Source organism: Ahrensia sp. R2A130, assembly GCF_000179775.1.
In the GTDB taxonomy this organism is placed as follows: Bacteria; Pseudomonadota; Alphaproteobacteria; order Rhizobiales; family Rhizobiaceae; genus Pseudahrensia.
The window spans coordinates 367,072-387,866 of sequence record NZ_AEEB01000003.1; the positions used below are offsets into that span (position 1 = coordinate 367,072).

At 58.1% G+C, this 20,795-nt stretch carries 16 protein-coding genes and 1 tRNA gene; 9 read left to right on the forward strand and 8 right to left on the reverse strand.

All coding sequences use genetic code 11. The features are described 5' to 3' along the window. Positions 1–30: 30 nt before the first annotated feature. The 3 genes from R2A130_RS19080 (at position 31) to chrA (ending at position 7,500) form a co-directional block, all read left to right on the forward strand. Positions 31–5,223, forward strand: coding sequence for a hypothetical protein (locus R2A130_RS19080; protein WP_198008602.1), 5,193 nt, complete (start codon positions 31–33; stop codon positions 5,221–5,223). A 214-nt stretch (positions 5,224–5,437) separates the two neighbouring features. Beyond that, the gene (locus R2A130_RS02535; RefSeq protein ID WP_009463388.1) at positions 5,438–6,235 is read left to right on the forward strand and encodes a sulfurtransferase/chromate resistance protein; all 798 of its coding nucleotides are present in this window, start codon (positions 5,438–5,440) and stop codon (positions 6,233–6,235) included. Then, a complete protein-coding gene (gene chrA, locus R2A130_RS02540) occupies positions 6,232–7,500 on the forward strand; it encodes a chromate efflux transporter (RefSeq protein WP_009463389.1) in 1,269 nt (422 codons plus the stop codon). The genes R2A130_RS02535 and chrA overlap by 4 nt, the downstream gene beginning before the upstream one ends. 15 nt (positions 7,501–7,515) lie before the next feature. Here the strand turns inward: chrA and R2A130_RS02545 are convergent, their stop codons facing one another. Further along, on the reverse strand, positions 7,516–8,379 hold the full coding sequence (locus tag R2A130_RS02545; protein WP_009463390.1) for a tetratricopeptide repeat protein: 864 nt from the start codon (positions 8,377–8,379) through the stop codon (positions 7,516–7,518). After that, entirely contained in the window at positions 8,366–10,090 is a 1,725-nt protein-coding gene (gene ilvD / locus R2A130_RS02550) for a dihydroxy-acid dehydratase (RefSeq protein ID WP_009463391.1), read from the reverse strand. The genes R2A130_RS02545 and ilvD overlap by 14 nt, the downstream gene beginning before the upstream one ends. Before the next feature lie 360 nt (positions 10,091–10,450). On the opposite strand from ilvD, the gene R2A130_RS18355 reads away from it, so the two are divergent. Further along, positions 10,451–10,621 (forward strand): hypothetical protein, encoded by a 171-nt coding sequence (locus tag R2A130_RS18355; RefSeq protein WP_009463392.1) that lies wholly within the window; start codon positions 10,451–10,453, stop codon positions 10,619–10,621. A gap of 76 nt (positions 10,622–10,697) precedes the next feature. Here the strand turns inward: R2A130_RS18355 and tig are convergent, their stop codons facing one another. Continuing rightward, positions 10,698–12,044 (reverse strand): trigger factor, encoded by a 1,347-nt coding sequence (gene tig, locus R2A130_RS02555; protein WP_009463393.1) that lies wholly within the window; start codon positions 12,042–12,044, stop codon positions 10,698–10,700. A gap of 223 nt (positions 12,045–12,267) precedes the next feature. Further along, a complete protein-coding gene (locus R2A130_RS02565; protein WP_009463395.1) occupies positions 12,268–13,434 on the reverse strand; it encodes a GNAT family N-acetyltransferase in 1,167 nt (388 codons plus the stop codon). Positions 13,435–13,725: 291 nt separating this feature from the next. Between R2A130_RS02565 and R2A130_RS02570 the strand changes: the two genes are divergently transcribed. From R2A130_RS02570 to R2A130_RS02600, 5 genes are all read left to right on the forward strand, one after another. After that, positions 13,726–13,810 (forward strand) — tRNA-Leu (locus R2A130_RS02570). A gap of 504 nt (positions 13,811–14,314) precedes the next feature. Then, positions 14,315–14,653: a P-II family nitrogen regulator gene (locus R2A130_RS02585; RefSeq protein ID WP_009463396.1), complete on the forward strand. Its 339-nt coding sequence runs from the start codon at positions 14,315–14,317 to the stop codon at positions 14,651–14,653. Between the two features lie 57 nt (positions 14,654–14,710). Then, positions 14,711–16,120 (forward strand): type I glutamate--ammonia ligase, encoded by a 1,410-nt coding sequence (gene glnA, locus R2A130_RS02590; protein WP_009463397.1) that lies wholly within the window; start codon positions 14,711–14,713, stop codon positions 16,118–16,120. A gap of 157 nt (positions 16,121–16,277) precedes the next feature. Then, positions 16,278–16,958 carry an SDR family oxidoreductase gene (locus R2A130_RS02595; protein ID WP_009463398.1) on the forward strand — a complete coding sequence of 227 codons (681 nt, stop codon included), beginning with the start codon at positions 16,278–16,280 and terminating at the stop codon, positions 16,956–16,958. A 134-nt stretch (positions 16,959–17,092) separates the two neighbouring features. Continuing rightward, the gene (locus tag R2A130_RS02600) at positions 17,093–17,845 is read left to right on the forward strand and encodes an outer membrane protein (RefSeq protein WP_009463399.1); all 753 of its coding nucleotides are present in this window, start codon (positions 17,093–17,095) and stop codon (positions 17,843–17,845) included. Positions 17,846–17,851: 6 nt separating this feature from the next. Here R2A130_RS02600 and R2A130_RS02605 read toward each other — a convergent pair whose 3' ends face one another. The 4 genes from R2A130_RS02605 to R2A130_RS02620 form a co-directional block, all read right to left on the reverse strand. Continuing rightward, a complete protein-coding gene (locus R2A130_RS02605) occupies positions 17,852–18,202 on the reverse strand; it encodes a 2Fe-2S iron-sulfur cluster-binding protein (RefSeq protein WP_009463400.1) in 351 nt (116 codons plus the stop codon). Beyond that, positions 18,202–18,720 carry a DUF934 domain-containing protein gene (locus R2A130_RS02610; RefSeq protein ID WP_009463401.1) on the reverse strand — a complete coding sequence of 173 codons (519 nt, stop codon included), beginning with the start codon at positions 18,718–18,720 and terminating at the stop codon, positions 18,202–18,204. Before R2A130_RS02610 ends, R2A130_RS02605 begins: the two co-directional genes overlap by 1 nt. After that, the gene (locus tag R2A130_RS02615; RefSeq protein WP_009463402.1) at positions 18,720–20,387 is read right to left on the reverse strand and encodes a nitrite/sulfite reductase; all 1,668 of its coding nucleotides are present in this window, start codon (positions 20,385–20,387) and stop codon (positions 18,720–18,722) included. Before R2A130_RS02615 ends, R2A130_RS02610 begins: the two co-directional genes overlap by 1 nt. Positions 20,388–20,468: 81 nt before the next feature. Next, a complete protein-coding gene (locus R2A130_RS02620) occupies positions 20,469–20,789 on the reverse strand; it encodes a DUF2849 domain-containing protein (protein ID WP_009463403.1) in 321 nt (106 codons plus the stop codon). Between the last annotated feature and the right edge of the window lie 6 nt (positions 20,790–20,795).

The window sequence follows — 20,795 nt, forward strand, 5'->3', positions numbered from 1 at the left end:
GCGATGCGTCCGACAACGGGTGCACCGCCGGTGAGTGAGGTTGACTGCGTTATGGCAAAATCGGCGAAACCATCTGTGAAGTCCGGCACCCCTTCCGGAAACGCGACCGAGCGCGATGCGCTGGATGCAGTGGAAGATGCGCTGAAAATCGACTTCAACGCGATTGCTGCAGACGACGAAGCGGATCCTTATCAGCAGACATCCGAACCGGAGCCTGCACAGCAACAGCAACGCAGCGTTGTTTCTCCGCGTAACCGCCCCGCCAACGACGACACCCGCGCCGGAACCGCCCGCCTGCGTGCAGCCTTGGCCAAAAAACCCTCATCCAGCCCGTTCTGGTTCGCCACGCTGCTGTCGATCCTCTGGATCGGCGCTTCTTTGTGGGCAGGCTTTCAGCAGTTGGGCGAAGAGATATTCGACCCGCGTTCATGGGCCAGCATCGTGACACGGCCTGAGCTTGTTTATCTCGCTGGTGCCGTTCTCGTGCCGCTGCTCTTCATCTGGGCCTATGCCCTGATGCTGCGCCGCTCTGCCGAGTTGAAACTCGCAGCCCGTTCCATGACGGAAGCAGCCTATCGCTTGATCGAGCCGGAAACAGAGTCCGCCAACGCAATCCGCACCGTCGGCCAAGCCGTGCGCGGCGAAGTTGTATCGCTGACCGAAGGTATCGAGCGCGCCATGCAGCGTGCTGGTGAACTTGAAACGCTGGTGCACAGTGAAGTTGCAACGCTGGAAGGCTCCTATTCCGACAACGAGTTGCGCATGCGCGGTCTTGTCCAAGAGCTTGCGTCCGAACGTGAAGCCATCGTCTCCCATACAGAGCGCGTGCGCTCTTCCATAGCCGGTGCAAGCGAAGTGCTGCAGGAAGATTTGACGAATTCGGCCCGCCAGATTGCCGACACAGTATCGGCCACCCAGCAGGAATTTGCCGCGTCCTTGGCCGCTTCCAACGAAAGCATGCGCGTATCGCTGTCCGATTCCGGCATCGCACTGCTGGAACAGTTGGGCACTGCTGGCAGTGAAATCGGCACCAACATCGAACAGCTCGGCCACGGCATCGTGCGCCAGTTGGATGGGTCCGCATCACGCGCCACCGAAACGATGGAGAACGTGCAAGCGTCCCTTGGTTTCGTGTCGCAAAACATGATTTCCGAACTGGATGGCCGCGCCGAAGAAATGTCGGGCCGTTTGACCAGCGCCAGCGAAAGCGTGATCGCAAAGCTTATGTCTGCGGGAACAAGCACTGTTAATTCAGTTGAAGATGTTCAGGCAAGCCTTGGATTTGTAAGCGAAAATTTGAACGAACTATTGACAACGAAGTCCGAAGAACTGGTTCAGCGTATCGGCGACAGCGCTGCGGGTCTTGTGGACAGTATTACGTCCAGCGGCACCGCAACGGTTGCCGAGATGGAAATTCGCACCAAAGACATGACCGACCGCGTCAGCTTCCTGACGGGCGATGTTACTGAAAAACTCGAAAGCCAGTTTGCTGCCCTTGATGAACGCCTGAACACCCGAGGCACAGCGTTGGTTGATAGCCTTGGCCAGCGCAGCGTTGAACTTTCCAACGCACTTGAGCAGCGCACCAGCGAGGCTGCCGCGGTGTTCGATAACGGTCGTAGACAGCTGGCAGGTGAAATCGGCCAAGCTCTTTCCGATACGCAGGAGCAGTTGGACTCCAAGGCGCTGGAACTCTCCATGTCGCTTGCTGCCCGTGTAGAGCAGATCAATCAGAATGTTTCCGAGCATGTGGACACGATTGACGCCAAACTGGCGCAACGCGTGTTGTCCTTTGCAGATGAAACTGCCGGACGTATTGAAGATGTGGATCGCCGCCTTGATGAGAAGGTCAATGCTTTCGCATCCATGAGTGCCACCCGTTTGACGGAAATCCGCGATGGTATCGCCGGTCAGGTCGCATCGTTTGCCGATATGAGTCAGGCAGAAATGGCCTCCGTCTCCGAACGCCTCGGCCAACACGCAGTTGGTTTTGAAGAAGCCGCGCGCGCTCGCATCGCTGAACTGGACGATGCCATTGCAGGCCGCACTATGGACTTCGATTTGGCAGCAGCAAGCCGCCTGTCCGAAGTCGAGGAGAAACTGGCGAACCGCACGGCAGAGCTTGCAAACGTCGCCAGCGCGCAAACCGAGCAGATCGACACCCGCCTCGCCGCCCGTATCGAAGATATCGAAGCCCGCGTGTCCGCACGTATGGGCGAAATCGACAGGACGCTGGCCGAAGGCACAGCGGCCGCAGACCGGATACTGGAACAGCGCGCCGGATCGTTGAAAGACAGCTTCGACGAGCAGCTGGGAGGCGTCGATATCGCGCTTGGCGCTCGTATTGACCAGATCGACGAAACGCTTACCGGTGGCGCTGCAAATGCAGCGCGCATTCTGGAAGAGCGCACGCAGGCACTCAAGGCCACTTTCGAAGAGCAGATCGGTACAGCGGAATTCGCCATCGGGTCGCGCATCGAAGAGGCCAAGGATGTGCTTGGGTCACAGTCCACGGAGGCTGCCCGCATTCTGGCTGAACGCACGGACGAACTGCGCAGCGGCGTAGAAGAGCAGCTTGGTCTTGCCAACACGGTGCTTGGTCGTCGTGTTGCGGAAGCACAGAACGCCATCAGTGGCGGTGCCGAGAAGGCTAACGAGCTTTTGCAGGGCCAGGTTGATGCGCTGCAAAAAACTCTCGTCGAAGATGTCAGCGTTGCAGACCAGATGCTTGCCCAGCGCACGGCAGAGCTCAGCGCGACGATCTCCGGTGGTGCCGATGCCGCCGAACGTATCTTGGCCGAACGCACTGCGGCTCTAGATCAAACCCTGTCCGGCGGCGCAGATGCAGCCAGCCGTGCTCTGACCGAACACACAACAATCCTGAAGGATACATTCGAGGAACAGGCCGAAGTGTTGGCCCTCACCCTTGGCACCCGCACCGACGCCATTGGCGCGTCGCTTGAGGAAGCTGCAACGCGGGTGAACGATACGCTCACCCAGAAAGCGGCAGACCTTGCCGGTGCGCTCGACGTAAACATGAACGGCGTCACCGAAGCCCTTGTCGCAGAAGCCGAACGGGCCGAGCGCCAGTTGCGCGCGGCGGTGGAGTCGCTTGAAGGCACCATGATCGCGCAGGTTGCTGCTGCAGATGCAGCGCTGGATGCCCGCAGCGAACAAGTGTCCATGTCGCTTGCCCAGCGCACGGCAGAACTCAACACAACGCTGGCCGCCCGCTCCCGCGAGCTCTCGCAGCTTCTCACCCGCGACACGCTGCCCATGCTGCAGAACTTCCAGGGCGAAGGGCAGAAGGTTGCCGAAATTCTGGCCAACCGCACAGACGACATCGCAACCAGCCTGTCGGAGCGCCTTGTGGTGACATCTGACGCTTTGAAAGCCGCAGCCGATGCTGCCGCCGCCAAATTGGAAACCGCTCTCATTGCTTCCAACGAGCGCATGGAAGGTTCCGCGCAGGCCGCTGCAGAAGACCTGTCGGCCCGCTACGTGGCACTGGAAGACCGCACAACGGACCTCATCGGCAAACTCGCCCGCTCCTCACAGGGATTGAGCGAAGTCGTTGAGAACCAGAGCGGACAGCTCATCGCCACCGGCGAACAAGTGACGCAGAAAATCGGCGACGTGACGCGCGAAGTGAGCGAACGGGTGCAGGCGGAAAACGCTGCACTGGTGAACACAATCACCGCGAAATCGACCGAAACCATGGAAGCGTTGTCGTCCACCAACGACCGCTTGCGCAACGACATTGGCGCGCTTCTGGCACGCCTTGATGGCTCAACCGGTGAACTGTCAGAGGTCATCACCAGCGCAGACGAACGCCTGACCGGCGCGCAGCAAATGCTGTCCGGCACCACGCAGGGCTTCCGCCGCGCGGTGGATCAAGCCTCCGCCGATCTGGGTAAATCGACAGAAACTATCGAGACGAATTACCTCGGTCTCAAGGACATCTCATCGACGGTTCTGGTGGAGATTTCAGAGATCGCAGAACGCTTCGAGCAACAGGGCCGCTCGCTCGATTCTGTATCACGCCTGCTCGACCAGACGCAGTCCAATATCGCCGTCAGCCTTGATGATCGTCGCGACGCTATCGAAACGCTCACCAGCGGCCTTGTGTCGAAATCGGAAGATCTGCGTCAGTTGATGGACAGCTTCAACGGTATCATGGCGCAGGCTGTTATGAACGCCGAAGGCCGTGCCACCGAGCTGACACGCGGCTTGGCCGAGAACGTTGGCCTTGCAGCTAACGATGCCACGGAGCGGTTCGCATCCGCCACGCAGGAAATGCGTGAAGCAGCGCAAGCCTTGCGCGCAGACCTTGCCAGCACTCGTGATGATCTTAGGAAATCGGTGATCGACCTGCCGGAAGAAACGAAGGAAAGCACGACGGCCATGCGCCGCGTGGTGTCCGATCAGATCAAGGCGCTGAAAGACCTCAACGACATCGTTGGGCGCAACGCGCGCCTTCAGGATGCTTCACCTTCCAATGTTGAAACGCAGCGTGTGGCGCAACCCGCACCAGCGCCGGTGGCACCACCTGCCCCTGTTGCGGCCCCGGTAGCTGCCCAAGCGATTGCGCCAACACCTGTTGCGCCGCCATCACCGAGACCCGCCCCACAGCCGGAACCGGTTGCTGAAGTTCGTGAGCCTGCACCAATGCCGCGCCAGCGTGCACCGCAGCCTGCTCCTGTATCGGTTGCACCACAGCCGGTTGCGGAAGCACCAAGTTTGCGCGGTGCGCTGGACTTCGATGTCGCCATTCCTGAACGCGCACCAGCGCCACAGGTGGAAGACAGCAGCGGTGGATGGGTGTCGGACCTGCTGCGCCGCGCCTCGCAGGACGATGAGCCTGCAGCACCTAAGGTCAAGCAGGGTGTTTCACTCTCTGGCTTGTCGCAAGACATCGCGCAGGCCATCGAGCACGACACGGCAGTTTCCATCTGGGACCGCTACCAGCGCGGTGACCGCAACGTGTTCGACCGTTCGATCTACACATCGAAAGGCCAGCGCACATTTGATGAAATCAGCGACAAATACGGGCGCGATGAAGGTTTCCGCACATCGGTGGACCGGTATGTCGATGATTTCGAGCGGTTGATTGCAGACGTTGCCCGCAACGACCGCGACAACATCATGACGCAGACCTATCTCACGTCCGACACCGGCAAGGTTTACACCATGCTGGCCCATGCGGCGGGGCGCTTCTCCTAAGGGGACGCTTCGGACAATAGACAAGCATCCAGCGGGCCTCGGTCAATCTCCAGTTGATCTGTGGGCCCGCTGCTGACACAACATCGTCATGGGGTCGGCAGGCACCCCGTGAGACGCAAGTCGAAAGCCCGCATCCCAACCCGCCCGTTTGCGCTGATAGCGTGAACCGTTCGCCAAACCTGTCCATATGGTGCGAACGAGCCAAGGATGCCCCATGACCGCTTTTGCCGAAATTTCATCCACCCAACTTTCCCGCCTCATCGGCCTGCCGGATTGCCCGATTATCGTGGATATCCGTATCGATGATGACTTTGCCGAAGACCCGCAGGTGGTGCCGACCGCTGTTCGGTTTGCCCACACCGATACGGCATCGCTCGCTGCTTTTCTCAATGGTCGCCGGTCGGTCGTCTATTGCCAGAAGGGGCGCAAAATTTCGCAAGGCGTCGCGGCGCTTCTTCGTGCTGAAGGGCTTGAATGTGAAGTGCTGGAAGGCGGTCATTTCGCATGGCGTGACGCACCCCTGTCGTTGGTTCCCAACGCTGTAATTCCGTCATCTCCTGATGGCAACGGCACTTTATGGGTGACAAGACACCGCCCTAAAATCGACCGCATCGCCTGCCCCTGGCTAATCCGCCGCTTCGTAGATCGTGATGCGCGGTTCCTTTATGTGCCGCCGTCAGATGTCGAATTGGTTGCTGAGAAATTCGGTGCAACGCCGTTTGACGTAGAGGGTCTTGGCTTCGCCCATGAGGGTGATCGCTGCAGTTTCGATGCGATGCTCGATACATTCGGCCTTCGCACCGAGGCGTTGGATCGTCTTTCCACTGTCATACGCGCTGCCGATACGGACAGTCACAAGACCTCGCCACAAGCCGCCGGGTTGTTGGCAATGTCGGTGGGGCTGTCGCGGATGTATCGTGATGATGGTGCACAATTGGATGCCGCCATGCCGCTTTATGATGCGCTTTACCGTTGGGCCCGTGATGGTTTTGACGAAGGCCACACCTCGTGACTGTCCCTACCCTACGCGAGGAATTGCCGGTCTGGGCGAAGATAGGATTTCTGTCCTTTGGTGGCCCCGCAGCCCAAATCGCACTCATGCACCGCGAGGTGGTGGAACTGCGCGGGTGGATGTCGGAGAAAAGCTATCTGGCCGCCCTCTCTTTTTGCATGTTGTTGCCCGGACCCGAAGCCATGCAGTTGGCAACCTATTGCGGCTGGAAAACCAATGGCGTGAAAGGTGGGTTGCTCGCTGGCGGGCTGTTCGTTTTGCCTGGTGCAATCCTTATAGCAGTGCTCGCCTTGCTTTACGGAGCCTATGGCCAACTGCCATTCACGGCGGCGCTGTTCCTCGGCATCAAGGCTGCCGTTCTGGTGATCGTCATCGAGGCGCTTTTAAGGGTCGCTAAACGGGCATTGGTGAGCAATTTTCACCGATGGTTGGCGCTTGCTGCATTTATCGCGCTTTTCCTGTTTGGCGCGCCCTACCCGCTTGTCATTGTGGCCGCCGCGCTTGCGGGCTGGTGGTACGGGCGGAACGATGCGGCGGAACCATCTGTCGAAATTCGTGTGGCCACCAGCGACACGATACGAACGGCTGCGATCTGGCTGTCGATCTGGCTCATTCCAGTGGCCGCAGTTTCGCTGTTTGCGCCGCAAGTGTTCGGCGATCTGGCGCGCTTTTTCTCATTGCTCGCCACCGTCACCTTTGGCGGCGCTTACGCGGTGCTGGCCTATATGACGCAAGAGGCGGTCACGACATTCGGCTGGCTGACGACGGCGGAGATGGTGGACGGATTGGGGTTGGCGGAAACCACGCCGGGGCCGCTGATACTGGTCACCGAATTCGTCGGCACCCTCGCCGCCGAACGTGCCGCACCGGATGGTTCAAATATCACGTGGGCGCTCTATGGCGCTGCAATCACGCTTTGGGCGACCTTCATTCCTTGCTTTGCATGGATATTCGTCGGAGCGCCATATGTGGAATGGCTGTCATCGCGCAGCGGGCTGCGGGCTGCGCTTTCCGGCGTCACAGCAGCGGTGGTGGGTGTGATCGGCAGTCTGTCTATGTGGTTTGCGATCCACGTTTTCTTCGCCACGGTTAGCCCTGCTGAAGGTTGGTTGCGCGTGCCGCGACCTGCGCTCGAAACATTCGACTGGCGCGTGGGCGCAATAGCGGCGGTGGCGGCTGTGTTGCTGCTGAAACTGCACCGCAGCGTTTTGCTGGTGTTGGCAATCTGCGCTGCACTTGGGGTGGCGCTATCTGGCTGGGCTTAGGTGCCTGCCAAGCCTTTATTGGCCAGCAACCCTTGGGAAACCCATGGAGCGCACAAGGCGGCGCGAGGCATAGGGCGATGGGCCGTTAAGGCGCGTAGCGGCCAGCACGGTGTCGGCAGACTTGCGATCCGACTCACTGGCTGCAGCCCAAGCGTTCTTGTTTATAGCGGTCACGACAGGGTCCAAGGTGCCAAGCGTATCAATGGAACGGGCCAGCATAACGAGGCCACGAACCGGGCTGCTGCGCAGGCCTTCACCATCGATGAGCATTTGGCCCAGTTCCGCCTGCGCCCAAGGATGACCCTTGCGTGCGGACAGGCTCAACCAACGCGCAGCACTTCGCGGGCTGGCTTCGCCCAAAACCTCGCCGCGATACAAAGAACCCAGCTGATACTGCGCTTCGGGGTCATGATAGAGGGCGGCGGCGCGGTAGAAATAGCTTTCAGCCGTGCGCGGATTGCGACTCATGCCGGAACCTTCAACGCCATGAAGCGCGTAAAGGCCCAGAGTGACCAATGCTCCGGAAACGTAAACCATCTCACGCGCCGGTGGCATCTGGTCGCCGTGGCGGTTGGCAATTTTTCTGAACAGCATCACGGCATCAGCGTGATTACGGACGCCTTGATCGCCGTTTTGCATCATGCGGGCCAGTTTCCACTGGGCCATAACGTCGTTCTGTTCTGCCCCAAAGCGGAAGGCACCCATCGCATCTTCGATGCGGTTGTCCTTCAGCGCCTTGAAGCCGTAACGCAAAATCTCGCGCGGTTCCTCACCGGCCTTGAACGTCTTCGATGGATCGAAGGCGTGTGAGGCCGTGGCAGTGACCGCTAGGATCACTGCTGAGAAAACTATTGAAGAAAAAGCGTTAAACGTCGCCATAGCAGTTCTTTTCGGCCTTTCCGCCTGGATGGGTGACGGCACCGTACAGGGCGGTGCCAACAGTCTGAGCATATTTCCAAATTGCGCCGGAAGTGTAGTCGGTCTCGCGCGGCTGCCATTCGGCACGGCGCGCTTCCATATCTTCGTCGCTCACCTGCACGTTCATCGTGCCTTCGACTGCGTCGAGTTCGATGATATCGCCATCTTTCAACAAACCGATCGGGCCGCCGACGGCAGCTTCCGGACCAACATGGCCGATGCAGAAACCGCGCGTTGCGCCGGAGAAGCGGCCATCTGTGATGAGAGCGACTTTGTCACCCATGCCTTGGCCGTAGAGAGCTGCAGTTGTCGACAACATCTCGCGCATGCCCGGGCCGCCTTTGGGTCCTTCGTAGCGGATGACCAGCACTTCGCCTTCTTTGAAATTGCCGGCAGACACGGCTTCAAACGCATCTTCTTCGCAGTCGAAACAGCGGGCCGGACCGGTGAAGGTCTGGTTGGCCATACCGGCCACTTTCACAATCGCGCCTTCAGGTGCGAGGTTGCCGCGCAGGCCGACGACACCGCCGGTGGGCGTGATCGGGTTGGACACGGGATAGACGACGTCTTGGTCCGCGTTCCATTTCACGTAGTCCATGTTCTCACCGATGGTGCGGCCGGATACGGTCATGCACTCGCCGTGAAGGAATCCGCCGTCGAGCAGCGTTTTCATAAGCAGCGGAATGCCGCCGACCTCGAACATGTCCTTGGCGACGTATTTTCCACCCGGCTTCAGATCGGCGATGTATGGGGTACGCTTGAAGATTTCGGCGACGTCGAACAGATCGAAGTCGATGCCGATTTCGTTGGCGATGGCTGGCAGGTGGAGTGCCGCGTTGGTGGAACCACCAGATGCGGCAACCACGGTTGCGGCATTTTCAAGCGCTTCCTTCGTCACGATGTCACGTGGGCGGATGTTGCGGGCCAAAAGCTCCATGACCTTCTCGCCGGCGGCGGTGCAGAAACGGTCACGCATCTCGTAAGGAGCCGGAGCGCCAGCAGAATATGGCAGCGCAAGGCCGATGGCTTCGGAAACGGTCGCCATGGTGTTGGCGGTGAACTGGGCGCCACATGCACCGGCAGACGGGCAAGCGACCTGCTCGAGTTCATGAAGGTCTTCGTCGGTCATGTTGCCAACGGAATGCTGGCCAACGGCTTCGAACACGTCTTGCACGGTGACGGGCTGGCCACGGAAATTCCCCGGCAGGATAGACCCGCCATAAAGGAAGACGGACGGCACGTTGAGGCGCACCATGGACATCATCATGCCCGGAAGAGATTTGTCGCAACCGGCAAGGCCAACCAGAGCGTCGTAGCAATGGCCGCGCATGGTGAGTTCCACGGTGTCGGCGATGACATCGCGAGAAACCAGCGACGCCTTCATACCTTGGTGGCCCATGGCGATACCGTCGGTCACGGTGATGGTAGTAAATTCGCGTGGGGTGCCGTTTGCTGCAGCAACGCCTTTTTTTACACTCTGCGCCTGGCGCATGAGCGAGATGTTGCAAGGGGCAGCTTCGTTCCAGCAGGTGGCAACGCCGACGAGCGGCTGGTCGATCTGCTGCTCGGTCAGCCCCATCGCATAGAGGTAAGACCGGTGCGGCGCGCGCTGAGGCCCTTTCGTCACATGACGGCTTGGCATTTTACTTTTATCGAAGGTCTTGGCGTCCATGTGTTGTAAAATTCCCTGTTTCACGCAATTTCGGGCTTCCGAAGCGTGATTCTTGCGGTTGTATGCAGGTGCATGGCCGCACAAACGGCTTTGGAAGTCGTTTGTGTTTGAAAAACGGCCAATTCCCCTTGCAACACTCTAGGGGAAGCCTCGTTAAACGTCTGTTGCTTCGCAGCCACATCTGAGATTTCGCAACGGGTATGACCGCGTATGGCGATAGTGTTCCAAAACCCGGCACCCGCCGCAGTGTGAATTCTCACGCAGCAGCGTTTGAAACTGGCGACCCCACAAATGTGGAACGATTTTGCGGACATTCGGTTGGTCCAACACAACAGACCAAACGCTTGAGGGAGCCAAACTATGAACTTTTCAGAATCTGGTCACAAACTCGAAGACGTGAAACGGCGTGTGACGAAAAACCTGCGACGCTATTCGATCACGCTGATCGGTATGAAGGCTATGGAGGATCAGCTTCGGCGTGAACACCGGATTGCTTCCGAAGCGTTGGAGCCGCCGAACCGTCGCGGCTGAATGCACCGGACCCAAAGCAAAAAGGCCCGCATCGTTTGCACGATGCGGGCCTTTTTATTGTTTGATTTGCCGAAGTTTAGACTGGCAGTTCGTCGTCTTCCATCAGTTCTTCTTTTGTGACGGTTTTATCGGTCACGTCAGCTGACTCCAGAATATGGTCGACAACCTTCTCTTCAAAGATTGGCGCGCGCATGGAACCGACAGCATCAGGGTTGGAGCGGAAGAACTCATAGACTTCCTTTTCCTGGCCCGGATATTGCTGAACCTGCTGCATGAGAGCTTGCTGCAATTCTGCTTCTGTCACTTCGACTTCAGCTTTTTCGCCGATTTCGGCCAGAACCAGACCAAGGCGCACGCGGCGTTTGGCGAGCTTCATATAGTCTTCTTTGGCTTTTTCTTCGGTCGTATCTTCGTCTTCGAAGCTCTTGCCAGCTTGCTGTAGATCGTTGGTGATCTGGGTCCAGATGTTGTTGAACTCCTGCTCAACCATGCCTTCCGGCAGATCGAAGGTGTAGGCTTCGTCCAACTGGTCGAGGAGCTGACGCTTTACCTTGGCACGGGTCTGGGTGCCGTACTGGCTTTCGATCTGGCCTTTGATGACTTCTTTGAGCTTATCTAGGCTGTCGAGGCCGAGGGTCTTGGCCATCTCGTCGTCGATCTTCAAATCGTCAGCGGCTTCAATCTCATGGATTTTCACTTCGAAGACAGCGTCTTTGCCAGCCAGATGGGCGGCCTGATATTCTTCTGGGAACGTGACTTTGATGTCTTTTTCGTCGCCAGCCTTGGTGCCGGTCAGCTGCTCTTCAAAGCCGGGGATGAACTGGCCGGAGCCGATGACGAGTTTCGCGCCTTCGTCTTTACCGCCTTCGAAAGGTTCGCCGTCGACCTTGCCAAGGTAATCCATGGTCACGCGGTCACCGTCAGCAGCCTTGCCTTTTTTGGTGGAGTAGCTGGCGTTGTTCTGAGCGATACGCTTCACCTGCTCGTCGATTTCCTCATCGGAAACATCAACGACGGGGCGTTCGATTTTCAGGCCCTTCATGTCGGCCACTTCGAAGGCGGGGATGATTTCGTAGGAAACCTTGAATTCGAAGTCTTTGTTTCCGGACAGGATTTCTTCGGCTTCTGCCTCGTCCTCGGTCATAGTGATCTTGGGCTGCTGGGCCGCTTTCTCGCCACGCTCTTTCAGCAATTCGCTGGTACGCTTGTCGATGGTCTCGTTGACCATCTCGCCCATGACGGATTTGCCGTAGAGTTTCGTGACGTGGGACATCGGCACCTTGCCGGGGCGGAAGCCGTTGATCTTCACCTTGTCCTTCAGGTCGAACAGCTTGGCATCGCGTTCGGCGACCATATCGGTGGCCGGTACGAGAACCGTGATCTCGCGCTTGAGACCTTCATTGAGCGTTTCGGTGACCTGCATGGATCGTGTCCTTCATGTGGCTTTGCAAAAGCTGCGCACCTTTCTCGAATTGGAAAGTGCGAGCGCTGCGCTATCTGGTAATTTCTACAAGCTTTGCAACGGCCCCCGCGCGCATTCACGCATGGGCCCAGCTCGGGTTCGGCGTCGTTTAGGGGAAAAAACGCTGGCCTGCAATGGGAATGCTGGTTGGCGGACCTAGTAAAAGGTACCGCAACGCCAGCGGCTAGTCGTCTTGCTTGCCGCGAAGCCTGTTCACCACCGCCCAGATGCCACGGCGCATGGGCGCTGGCATCTTATAGGCAAGGCTCTTGATCTGCGGGCGGGCGAAATCCACCCATGCTTTTACATAGAGATGTCCGGTGAATGTCATCGCCAGCAGATGGTCGTTCACTTGCACTTCGTTCGTGGCCCATGTTTGCTTATACGGCACGACGGGGATCATGAACTCGGCGCTTTTGACACCTTCGCCAAAGGCCGTTTCGACAACGGTGCCCAAATGCATGCGTCCCGGGCCTTTGGTGGCGTATTCCGCGTTCCAACTCGACATGTAAGCGTAGTAGCGCTCGTTATGAATGAAGCCCCACATTTCAGCGATGATCGTCTCACCATGCTTCAGCGTCATGCCAATGGAGCGAAAGGTCTCGTCGCCGAGCTTTGCCAGATCACGCAATATATAGAGGAACATCTCGTCATCGAAGGAGGATGAGTTGAGGCCGCGCTCTTCCAGCCATGCAGCACGGTTCTCGTAAGTGCGCTCCACAAGAGCCGAGGTCTCTTCGGTATTTTGCGTTATAACGTGGGTCACCGGCGCGGTGCGCTCCATCACATTTTTCATGTTGCGCATGTTCTTGCGAGTTTTGGCACGAACCGTCGGCAGATATTCTGCGTGGTCCTTAAAGTCGGACAATTGAACGTAGGGCGCAGCATCCACTTCACCGGCGACAGGTACCCGGTCAGCCAAGCCCCGCGCCAACGCGCTGTCGCCTCTCACCTGCCCCAAATGAATATAGTCGGCCTTCTCCTGCAGCATGTCAGCGTGCAGAAAACCGTAGGCCAGTTCCGCATTCACCTGCGGATCAAGCAGCATGTCGGTGAACTCCTGAAAGGGTTCAGCCAGACCTGTCAGCACCACCCTACCCGTCTTCCGCAGCAGGCGCATCGGCAGCAAAGCCACCAACGCACCATCCTGCGAAACGGTGAAAATACGAATATCGGCAAGATCGGCATCTTCCATGCGGCCAGCAACGGTGCTGCACCACGAAAGGCTCTGAAACAGAACGGCTGTTGGCGAAAGTGCTTCCAGCCGCTGCCACTCGTCACGGAGCGCGCGCAAGGCATTACCACCCACATGAACCCGTGAGATCAGTCGCGAACCGGTATCGGATGCCATCAACACTTTGTCTTTCGCCTCATCCCGACCATGCCGCCTAAGCTGGTCGTCACTGCCGCTCACCCGCGAGTTGCGGAGATATTCGGCGCAAACTAGCGGCCATATGTAAATACGATCACCACTGCAGCCTTAGAAATACCGCATACGCAGCAACATTCGAGTCAAATGCGATATACTGGTTAAAGGATGTGCCGGTTAATAATGAACCGACACGCGGTGCCTCCAAACAAATGACTGCAATTGAGCCGTTGCGGAACGCGCCAAGGCTTGCTATCGCCCGCCCGTTACGTTGCGGCTGTGGCGGAACTGGTAGACGCGCCAGATTTAGGTTCTGGTATCGAGAGATGTGGGGGTTCGAGTCCCTTCAGCCGCACCATCATTCGCGTCTTGCGAATTGCTGAATGCAATTCGAGCGAATGATGCCGGAACGCGACGCCGCGCGCAGGCTCTTGCTGGATTCTTTGATCTCACGCGCAAGGCGCTCCGATGGGGCGGGCTTCGCCCGGCGGCCTCTTCGGCCGCGCCAGCTTTGCTGGCCTGCCTGATCCCAATTCCCCGCTTTGCTCAATCGGACGTGTTGCTCAAATAATGGGCATTTGCCGAATTGACGGGCGATTTAGTGCTGCGCCGCATAATTGGAATCTTCGCTTTTTGGCAAAAACCGCCCGAGTTTCGGGCCCAACCTTCAAAACCATCGCTACTTTGGGCCGATTCTGAAAGAAAAACGCCTCTTGTGGAGATTTTTTGGTCCATATTGCGCAAACTGGCACAAGTGTTGCATGGAAGTTAACAGCAGCGCACCAGCCCCGTTGATACAAACGAAGGCGGCGCGCACCCACCGGCCATTTTCGTGGCCGTTGCAAATAAGGACAGCCCACCCGTGAAAAAGATCGAAGCCATCATCAAGCCCTTCAAACTCGACGAGGTGAAGGAAGCGCTTCAGGACGTCGGCCTGCAGGGTATTACCGTGCTCGAAGCAAAAGGCTTCGGCCGCCAGAAAGGCCATACCGAGCTTTATCGCGGTGCGGAGTACGTAATCGACTTTCTGCCCAAGGTGAAAATCGAGGTCGTCGTAAATGACGATCAGGCAGAAGATGCCATCGAAGCCATCCGCAAGGCAGCTGAAACCGGTCGCATCGGCGACGGTAAGATTTTTGTGTCGGCCATTGAGCAGGCAATCCGTATCCGCACCGGCGAAACCGGTGCTGAAGCCGTTTAACGCGGCGCCCTCCCAACCAAACTTCCTCCACTACTTCTATTGTCAGAAGGGACGACAATGACCACTGCCAACGACATTCTCAAAAAGATGAAAGACGACAGCGTTGAGTATCTCGACCTGCGTTTCACCGATCCGCGCGGCAAGATGCAGCACGTCACCATGCACCACAGCCAGGTGGACGAAGATCTGTTTGCCGATGGCGCGATGTTCGATGGTTCCTCCATCGAAGGCTGGAAGGCTATCAACGATTCCGACATGGTTCTCATGCCGGATCTTGAGACGACCTACATGGACCCGTTCTACGCTCATTCCACGATGGCGATCTTCTGCGACATTCTCGAGCCGGACACCGGCGAAGGCTATGGCCGCGACCCGCGCATGACCGCAAAACGCGCTGAAGCCTACATCACCTCCGGTGGTTTTGGTGACACGGCCTATTTCGGTCCGGAACCTGAATTCTTCATCTTCGACGATGTGAAATTCTCGTCGAGCCCCTACAAAACGGGCTTCGAGGTGGATTCTGACGAGCTGCCCACGAACACCGACACCGACTACGAAGCCGGTAACATGGGTCACCGTCCACGCACCAAAGGCGGCTACTTTCCCGTCAACCCTGTCGACTCCGCACAGGACATCCGCTCCGAGATGCTCACCGTGCTCGGCAAGATGAATGTGAAGGTCGAAAAGCATCACCACGAGGTGGCTGCGGCCCAGCACGAACTTTCCATGCTGTTCAACACGCTGACCCGTAAGGCAGACGAAGTGCAGCTGTACAAATATGCTGTTCAGAACGTCGCCCACGCCTATGGCAAATCCGCGACCTTCATGCCCAAGCCCGTCTTTGGCGACAACGGTACCGGCATGCACGTTCACCAGTCCATCTGGAAAGACGGCAAGCCGCTTTTCGCCGGCGATGAATATGCCGGTCTGTCGGAAATGTGCCTGTTCTACATTGGCGGCATCATCAAACATGCCAAAGCGCTGAACATGTTCACCAACCCGTCCACCAACAGCTACAAGCGTCTTGTACCGGGCTACGAAGCACCCGTGCTTCTCGCATACTCCGCGAAGAACCGTTCCGCATCTTGCCGCATTCCCTACACCTCTTCGCCCAAGGGCAAGCGGATGGAAGTGCGTTTCCCCGATCCGATGGCAAACCCATACCTCGCGTTCTCCGCGATGCTCATGGCTGGCCTCGACGGCATCAAGAATAAGATCCACCCGGGCGAACCTATGGACAAGGATCTCTACGATCTGCCGCCAAAAGTGCTCAAGAAGATCCCAACCGTCTGCGGTTCGCTTCGCGAAGCCATGGATGCCTGCCGCAAGGACATGAAGTTCCTTACGGAAGGCGGTGTTTTCACCGAGGACCAGATCGAAGCCTATATCGCTCTCAAAGAAGAAGAGAACGAGCGCTACGAAATGACCCCACACCCGGTCGAGTACGACATGTACTACTCGCTCTAAGCGGTACGACATTAAATTGAGAAAGGGCGGTGCCAATGGTGCCGCCCTTTTTCTTTGCGCTTCATCATTCTTTTGGAAGGCGCGAAACCCGCAGCGCTCAGGCGGGTTGTGATAGCAGAACCTCCTCCCAAGATTTGTAGAAGAGCGAGACTGTCATATGTCCAAAAACATCCTCATCACCGGAGCGTCGTCCGGTATCGGCGCAGCCTGCGCGCGGCACGCTGTCAAAGCCGGACACAAGGTGGCACTTGCCGCCCGTTCCAAAGACAAGCTGGAAGCGCTCGTCGCTGAACTTGGCTCCGACAACGCCGTCGCGATTTCCTGCGACGTGACGAAGCCGGACGATCAACGTGCGATGTTCAAAGCCGCTTCCGACACCTTCGGTCCGCTAGATGTTGTGTTCGCCAATGCCGGTCTTGGCGCATCGGTATCCGGCAACCTTGATGAAGATATTCCGCAATTTGAGACCATGATCATGGTCAACTGCTTCGGAATGACGGTGACGGCGAAATTGGCGCAAGAACACATGAAAACCCGCGGTGGACATCTCGTTCTCACCGGTTCGCGCGCCGCTCATGTCACTATTCCGGGCTCCGTCTATGCCTCCACGAAATGGTATGTCGACGGCTTTGCCCGCATGATGTTCGAGCAGACCAAGGACACCGGCGTGCGCGTCACCAACATAGAGCCGGGCATGGTGGACACGCCCTTTTTCGACAGCGAAAAGCCGGATGCCTTGCGCCCCGACGACATTGCCAACGCCTTCATATACGCCATCAGCCAGCCGGACACGGTGAATGTCATGTCGATGGAAGTCTATCCGACACCAAAGAGTTAAGCCCGGCTCAAACCTTGTGACAGTGGCGGGCAATTGTTGATCGCCACTGCCGCAATTGCCTCGCGTTTTTACGTCTTTTCTAATCGTGCCGGTCGCGCCTGCAGTGGCGCGGCCATCATTTGGAAGGACCTGACATGACGCGCACCATATTGGCCGCCACGACATTAGCGGCTCTCTTCACCAGCTCTATGTTGTTTACGGGCTCCGCACTTTCTGCAGACCTGCCGGAGAGCGATCCGGTTCCTGAAGCCCCACCCGCTGTCGTTTCCGATGGCGTTGGCAATTTCTATATTGCTGGCCGTGGTGGCATTTCGCTGCTCGATGACACGGCCTTCAATGTTGGCGGTCTCGGCATCGCCTCAGTGTCCAACGAGTACGACACCGGATATCTGGGCGTCATCGCGCTGGGCTATAAATACGGAAACAATCTTCGCGCCGAGGTGGAGTATTCCTATTCCAATTTCGACGTAGATACCCATACGGCCTTTGACGGTGCAGGCGGTGTCACGCCCTTCACGTCCGGCCAGTCCTTTGGCGATGCCACAGGCCAAACCGTTATGGTGAGCGGGTATTACGATTTTGATTTGGGCCGGTTCAAACCGTTTCTCGGTGCAGGCATCGGCTATGGCCGCGTGGAGGCTGACGGCTACGGCGTCACTCCGTTGGCCGGCGCATTGCCGGGCGGCGTCGCGTTAAACGATTCAGACAGCGGTTTCGCCTATCAGGCAACCGCCGGCCTTGCGTTTGAAGTGATAGACGGTGTTACGGCAGAGGTCGGCTACCGGTACCAGAGTATCGACGCAAACCTTAGTTCTGTAACCGGCGCAGGAAACGATTTCGACTTTGATACCCACAACGCCTTTGTAGGCCTACGCGTGGGCTTCTAGCCGAATTTATGCGGCCTCGCGCTCGACGATAAGCACTGCGTCGGGCGCGACGGTCACGGTGAGGCCATCCAGCTCTTCGCTCATCAAAAGTTGGCAAGAGAGACGGGAATTAGCTTCGACGTCGAAGGCTTCGTCCAGCCGATCCTCTTCCTCTTCCAGCATGTCGGGCAGCTTTGCGGTCCATTCGGGCGCAACATAAACGTGGCAGGTGGCGCAAGCGCAGGCACCGCCACATTCGGCTTTGATACCGATGCCGGACTCGCTCGACCAATCGCGGATGATTTCCATCACGCGGAAACCGGGTAGCGCGTCGAGCGTGGCAGAACGGCCATCTGTGGTGTTCACATGGATCTGCATCACGCACCCTTCCCTGTTGCTGCCCAGCGGCGTTGCCACGGGCGGCTTCCTGCTTTCACCTCTGCGCCAAGCGCGGGCTGATAAAGCTCACTGATTGCTGGTGACTTGCCGGCCTTCAACGCTTCGATTGTTGGTTCGTGGTCGATCAGCAACTCATCAAAACCGCAGCGGTAGAAGAACATCACTTGATCGATACGAATATCGCCAGTGGCACGCAGTGTGCCGGTAAAGCCGTGGCGCTCTCGCAGCCAACGGGCTTTGGAGTACGACGTACCATTGGCGAAGCTTGGGAAATCGAGCGAAATGAGCGCGATGCGGTCGAGATGATCGGCAATCTCCGTCACCTCGTCCAGCGGGTCGAGATGAACCCCAATCTGTCCATTGCGACCAGCGTCCAGCGCCTCTGCGATACGGTCCATGGACACAATCACATTACCAGTGGCAGGCACCGGCTGGTCGCCCTCGACGCGCAGCCAATCGTCGGCTCGCTCGCCGGATTGGTCAAAAAGCGTGCTCATTACGCAGCCTCCTTAGCGGGATAAAGCGCAGCCTTGAAGGGCGCGGCCCCTACCCTGCGATAGGCCTGAAGGAAGGTTTCATCATCCGTCAGGCGCAGGCCGAGATAAGTCGCGACCAGCGTTTCCACCGCATCGCCAATTTCTTCGGCACCAAAGCCAGGGCCGACAATTTCGCCGACAGCCGCCGTCTCATCGCCGGAACCGCCCAGCGTGATCTGATAATTTTCGACGCCGCGACGGTCGAGACCCAGAATACCGATATTACCGGCATGGTGATGGCCGCAAGCGTTGATGCAGCCGGAAATTTTCAGCTTCAACTCGCCGATTTCCTTCTGTCTGTCGAGATCAGCAAAGCGCTGTGACAGCTCCTGCGCCACGGGGATGGAACGGGCCGTCGCCAGCGCGCAATAGTCGAGACCGGGGCAAGCAATCATGTCGGTGATGAGACCAGCGTTTGAGGCTGCCAATTCTGCTTCCAGCAGCGCAGCATAAACGGCGGGCAGATCGTCCAGCTTAACATGGGGCAGCACGACATTCTGCTCGTGGCTGACGCGCAATTCATCGAAGGAATAGCGTTCGCCAAGATCGGCCATAACTTCCATTTGCGCGTCTGTCGCATCACCCGGTGCTTCGCCGGTGCCTTTGATCGCGATTGTCACAATGCCGTAGCCATCGCGTTTGTGGGCGTGGACGTTCTGCGCGGCCCAGCGGGCGAAACTCTTGTCGCCTGCGATTGCAGTCTCAAAGGTCTCGCTCTGCGCGGGAAGTTGCTCGAAATCAGGCTCTGCGAAATAGGCTGCGATATCGTCACGATCCGCCTGCGGCAGATCGAGAACGCCACCACGGATGCGCTCGAATTCGGCTTCGATATCCTTACGCAGCACGTCGATCCCTGTCTCGTGAACGAGGATTTTGATGCGCGCTTTGTACTTGTTATCGCGGCGGCCATAGGTGTTATAGACGCGCAAAATCGCCTCGCAATAGGCAAGCACGTCGGCTTCCGGCAGGAAGTCGCGCACCAGCTTGGCGATCATCGGCGTGCGGCCCATGCCGCCACCCACGAAAACGCGAAGACCCAATTGGCCTTCATCGTTGCGGCGCACCTGAAGACCGATGTCGTGGAACTGCATCGCAGCGCGGTCCTTGTCGGAACCGACGACGGCGATCTTGAACTTGCGCGGCAGGAACAGGAATTCCGGGTGAACCGTGGACCACTGACGCAGGATTTCCGCATAGGGGCGCGGGTCAGCAACCTCATCACCGGCAGCACCTGCGAAGTGGTCTGCGGTCACGTTGCGGATGCAATTGCCGGAGGTCTGGATGGCGTGCATTTCGACGCTGGCGAGGTCTTCCAGAATGTCTGGAATATCCGACAGGGTCGGCCAATTGTACTGGATGTTCTGGCGCGTAGTGAAGTGGCCATAACCGCGATCATATTTGCGCGCGATATGGGCCAGCATCCGCATCTGGGCGCTGTTCAACGTGCCGTATGGCACCGCCACGCGCAGCATGTAGGCGTGTAACTGCAGATAGACGCCGTTCTGCAAACGGATCGGTTTGAAATTGTCTTCCGATAATTCACCGGACACGCGGCGTTCCACCTGGTCGCGGAATTGGGCGACACGGGCGTCAACAAAGTCGCGGTCGAACTGGTCATAGCGGTACATGGGAGGTGCTTTCAGATTAAGCGAATGAGCGGTTCGACTGTCGAGCCGTGAACGGAGGCAAGCCGACAGCGTGAGCGCAAATTAAGCGGCGAGCGGCTGCTGCGCTTGTTTACCGAGGTCCAGACGAATGGTCGGGCCTGCGGCGCGTATACGTTCGCGGTAGGATGCTGGGACGGCAGCGCCTGCTTCGATAGTAACCGGCATTTCGTAGGGCTCGACCACATGGTTCTCGCGGTCGCCACGGGCGGCGGCGATACGAGTGGCTTCCAACTCTTCAGCAGTGTGGGAGACCACGGCAGAGGCAGGGCTTTCGACCCAACGGCCATTGGCGCCGAGCCATACGGCTTCGCCGTCGAGCAAGCGGTTGGCGGTGAAGATGACTGGGGCTTTGAGGTTAGACATGAGAGT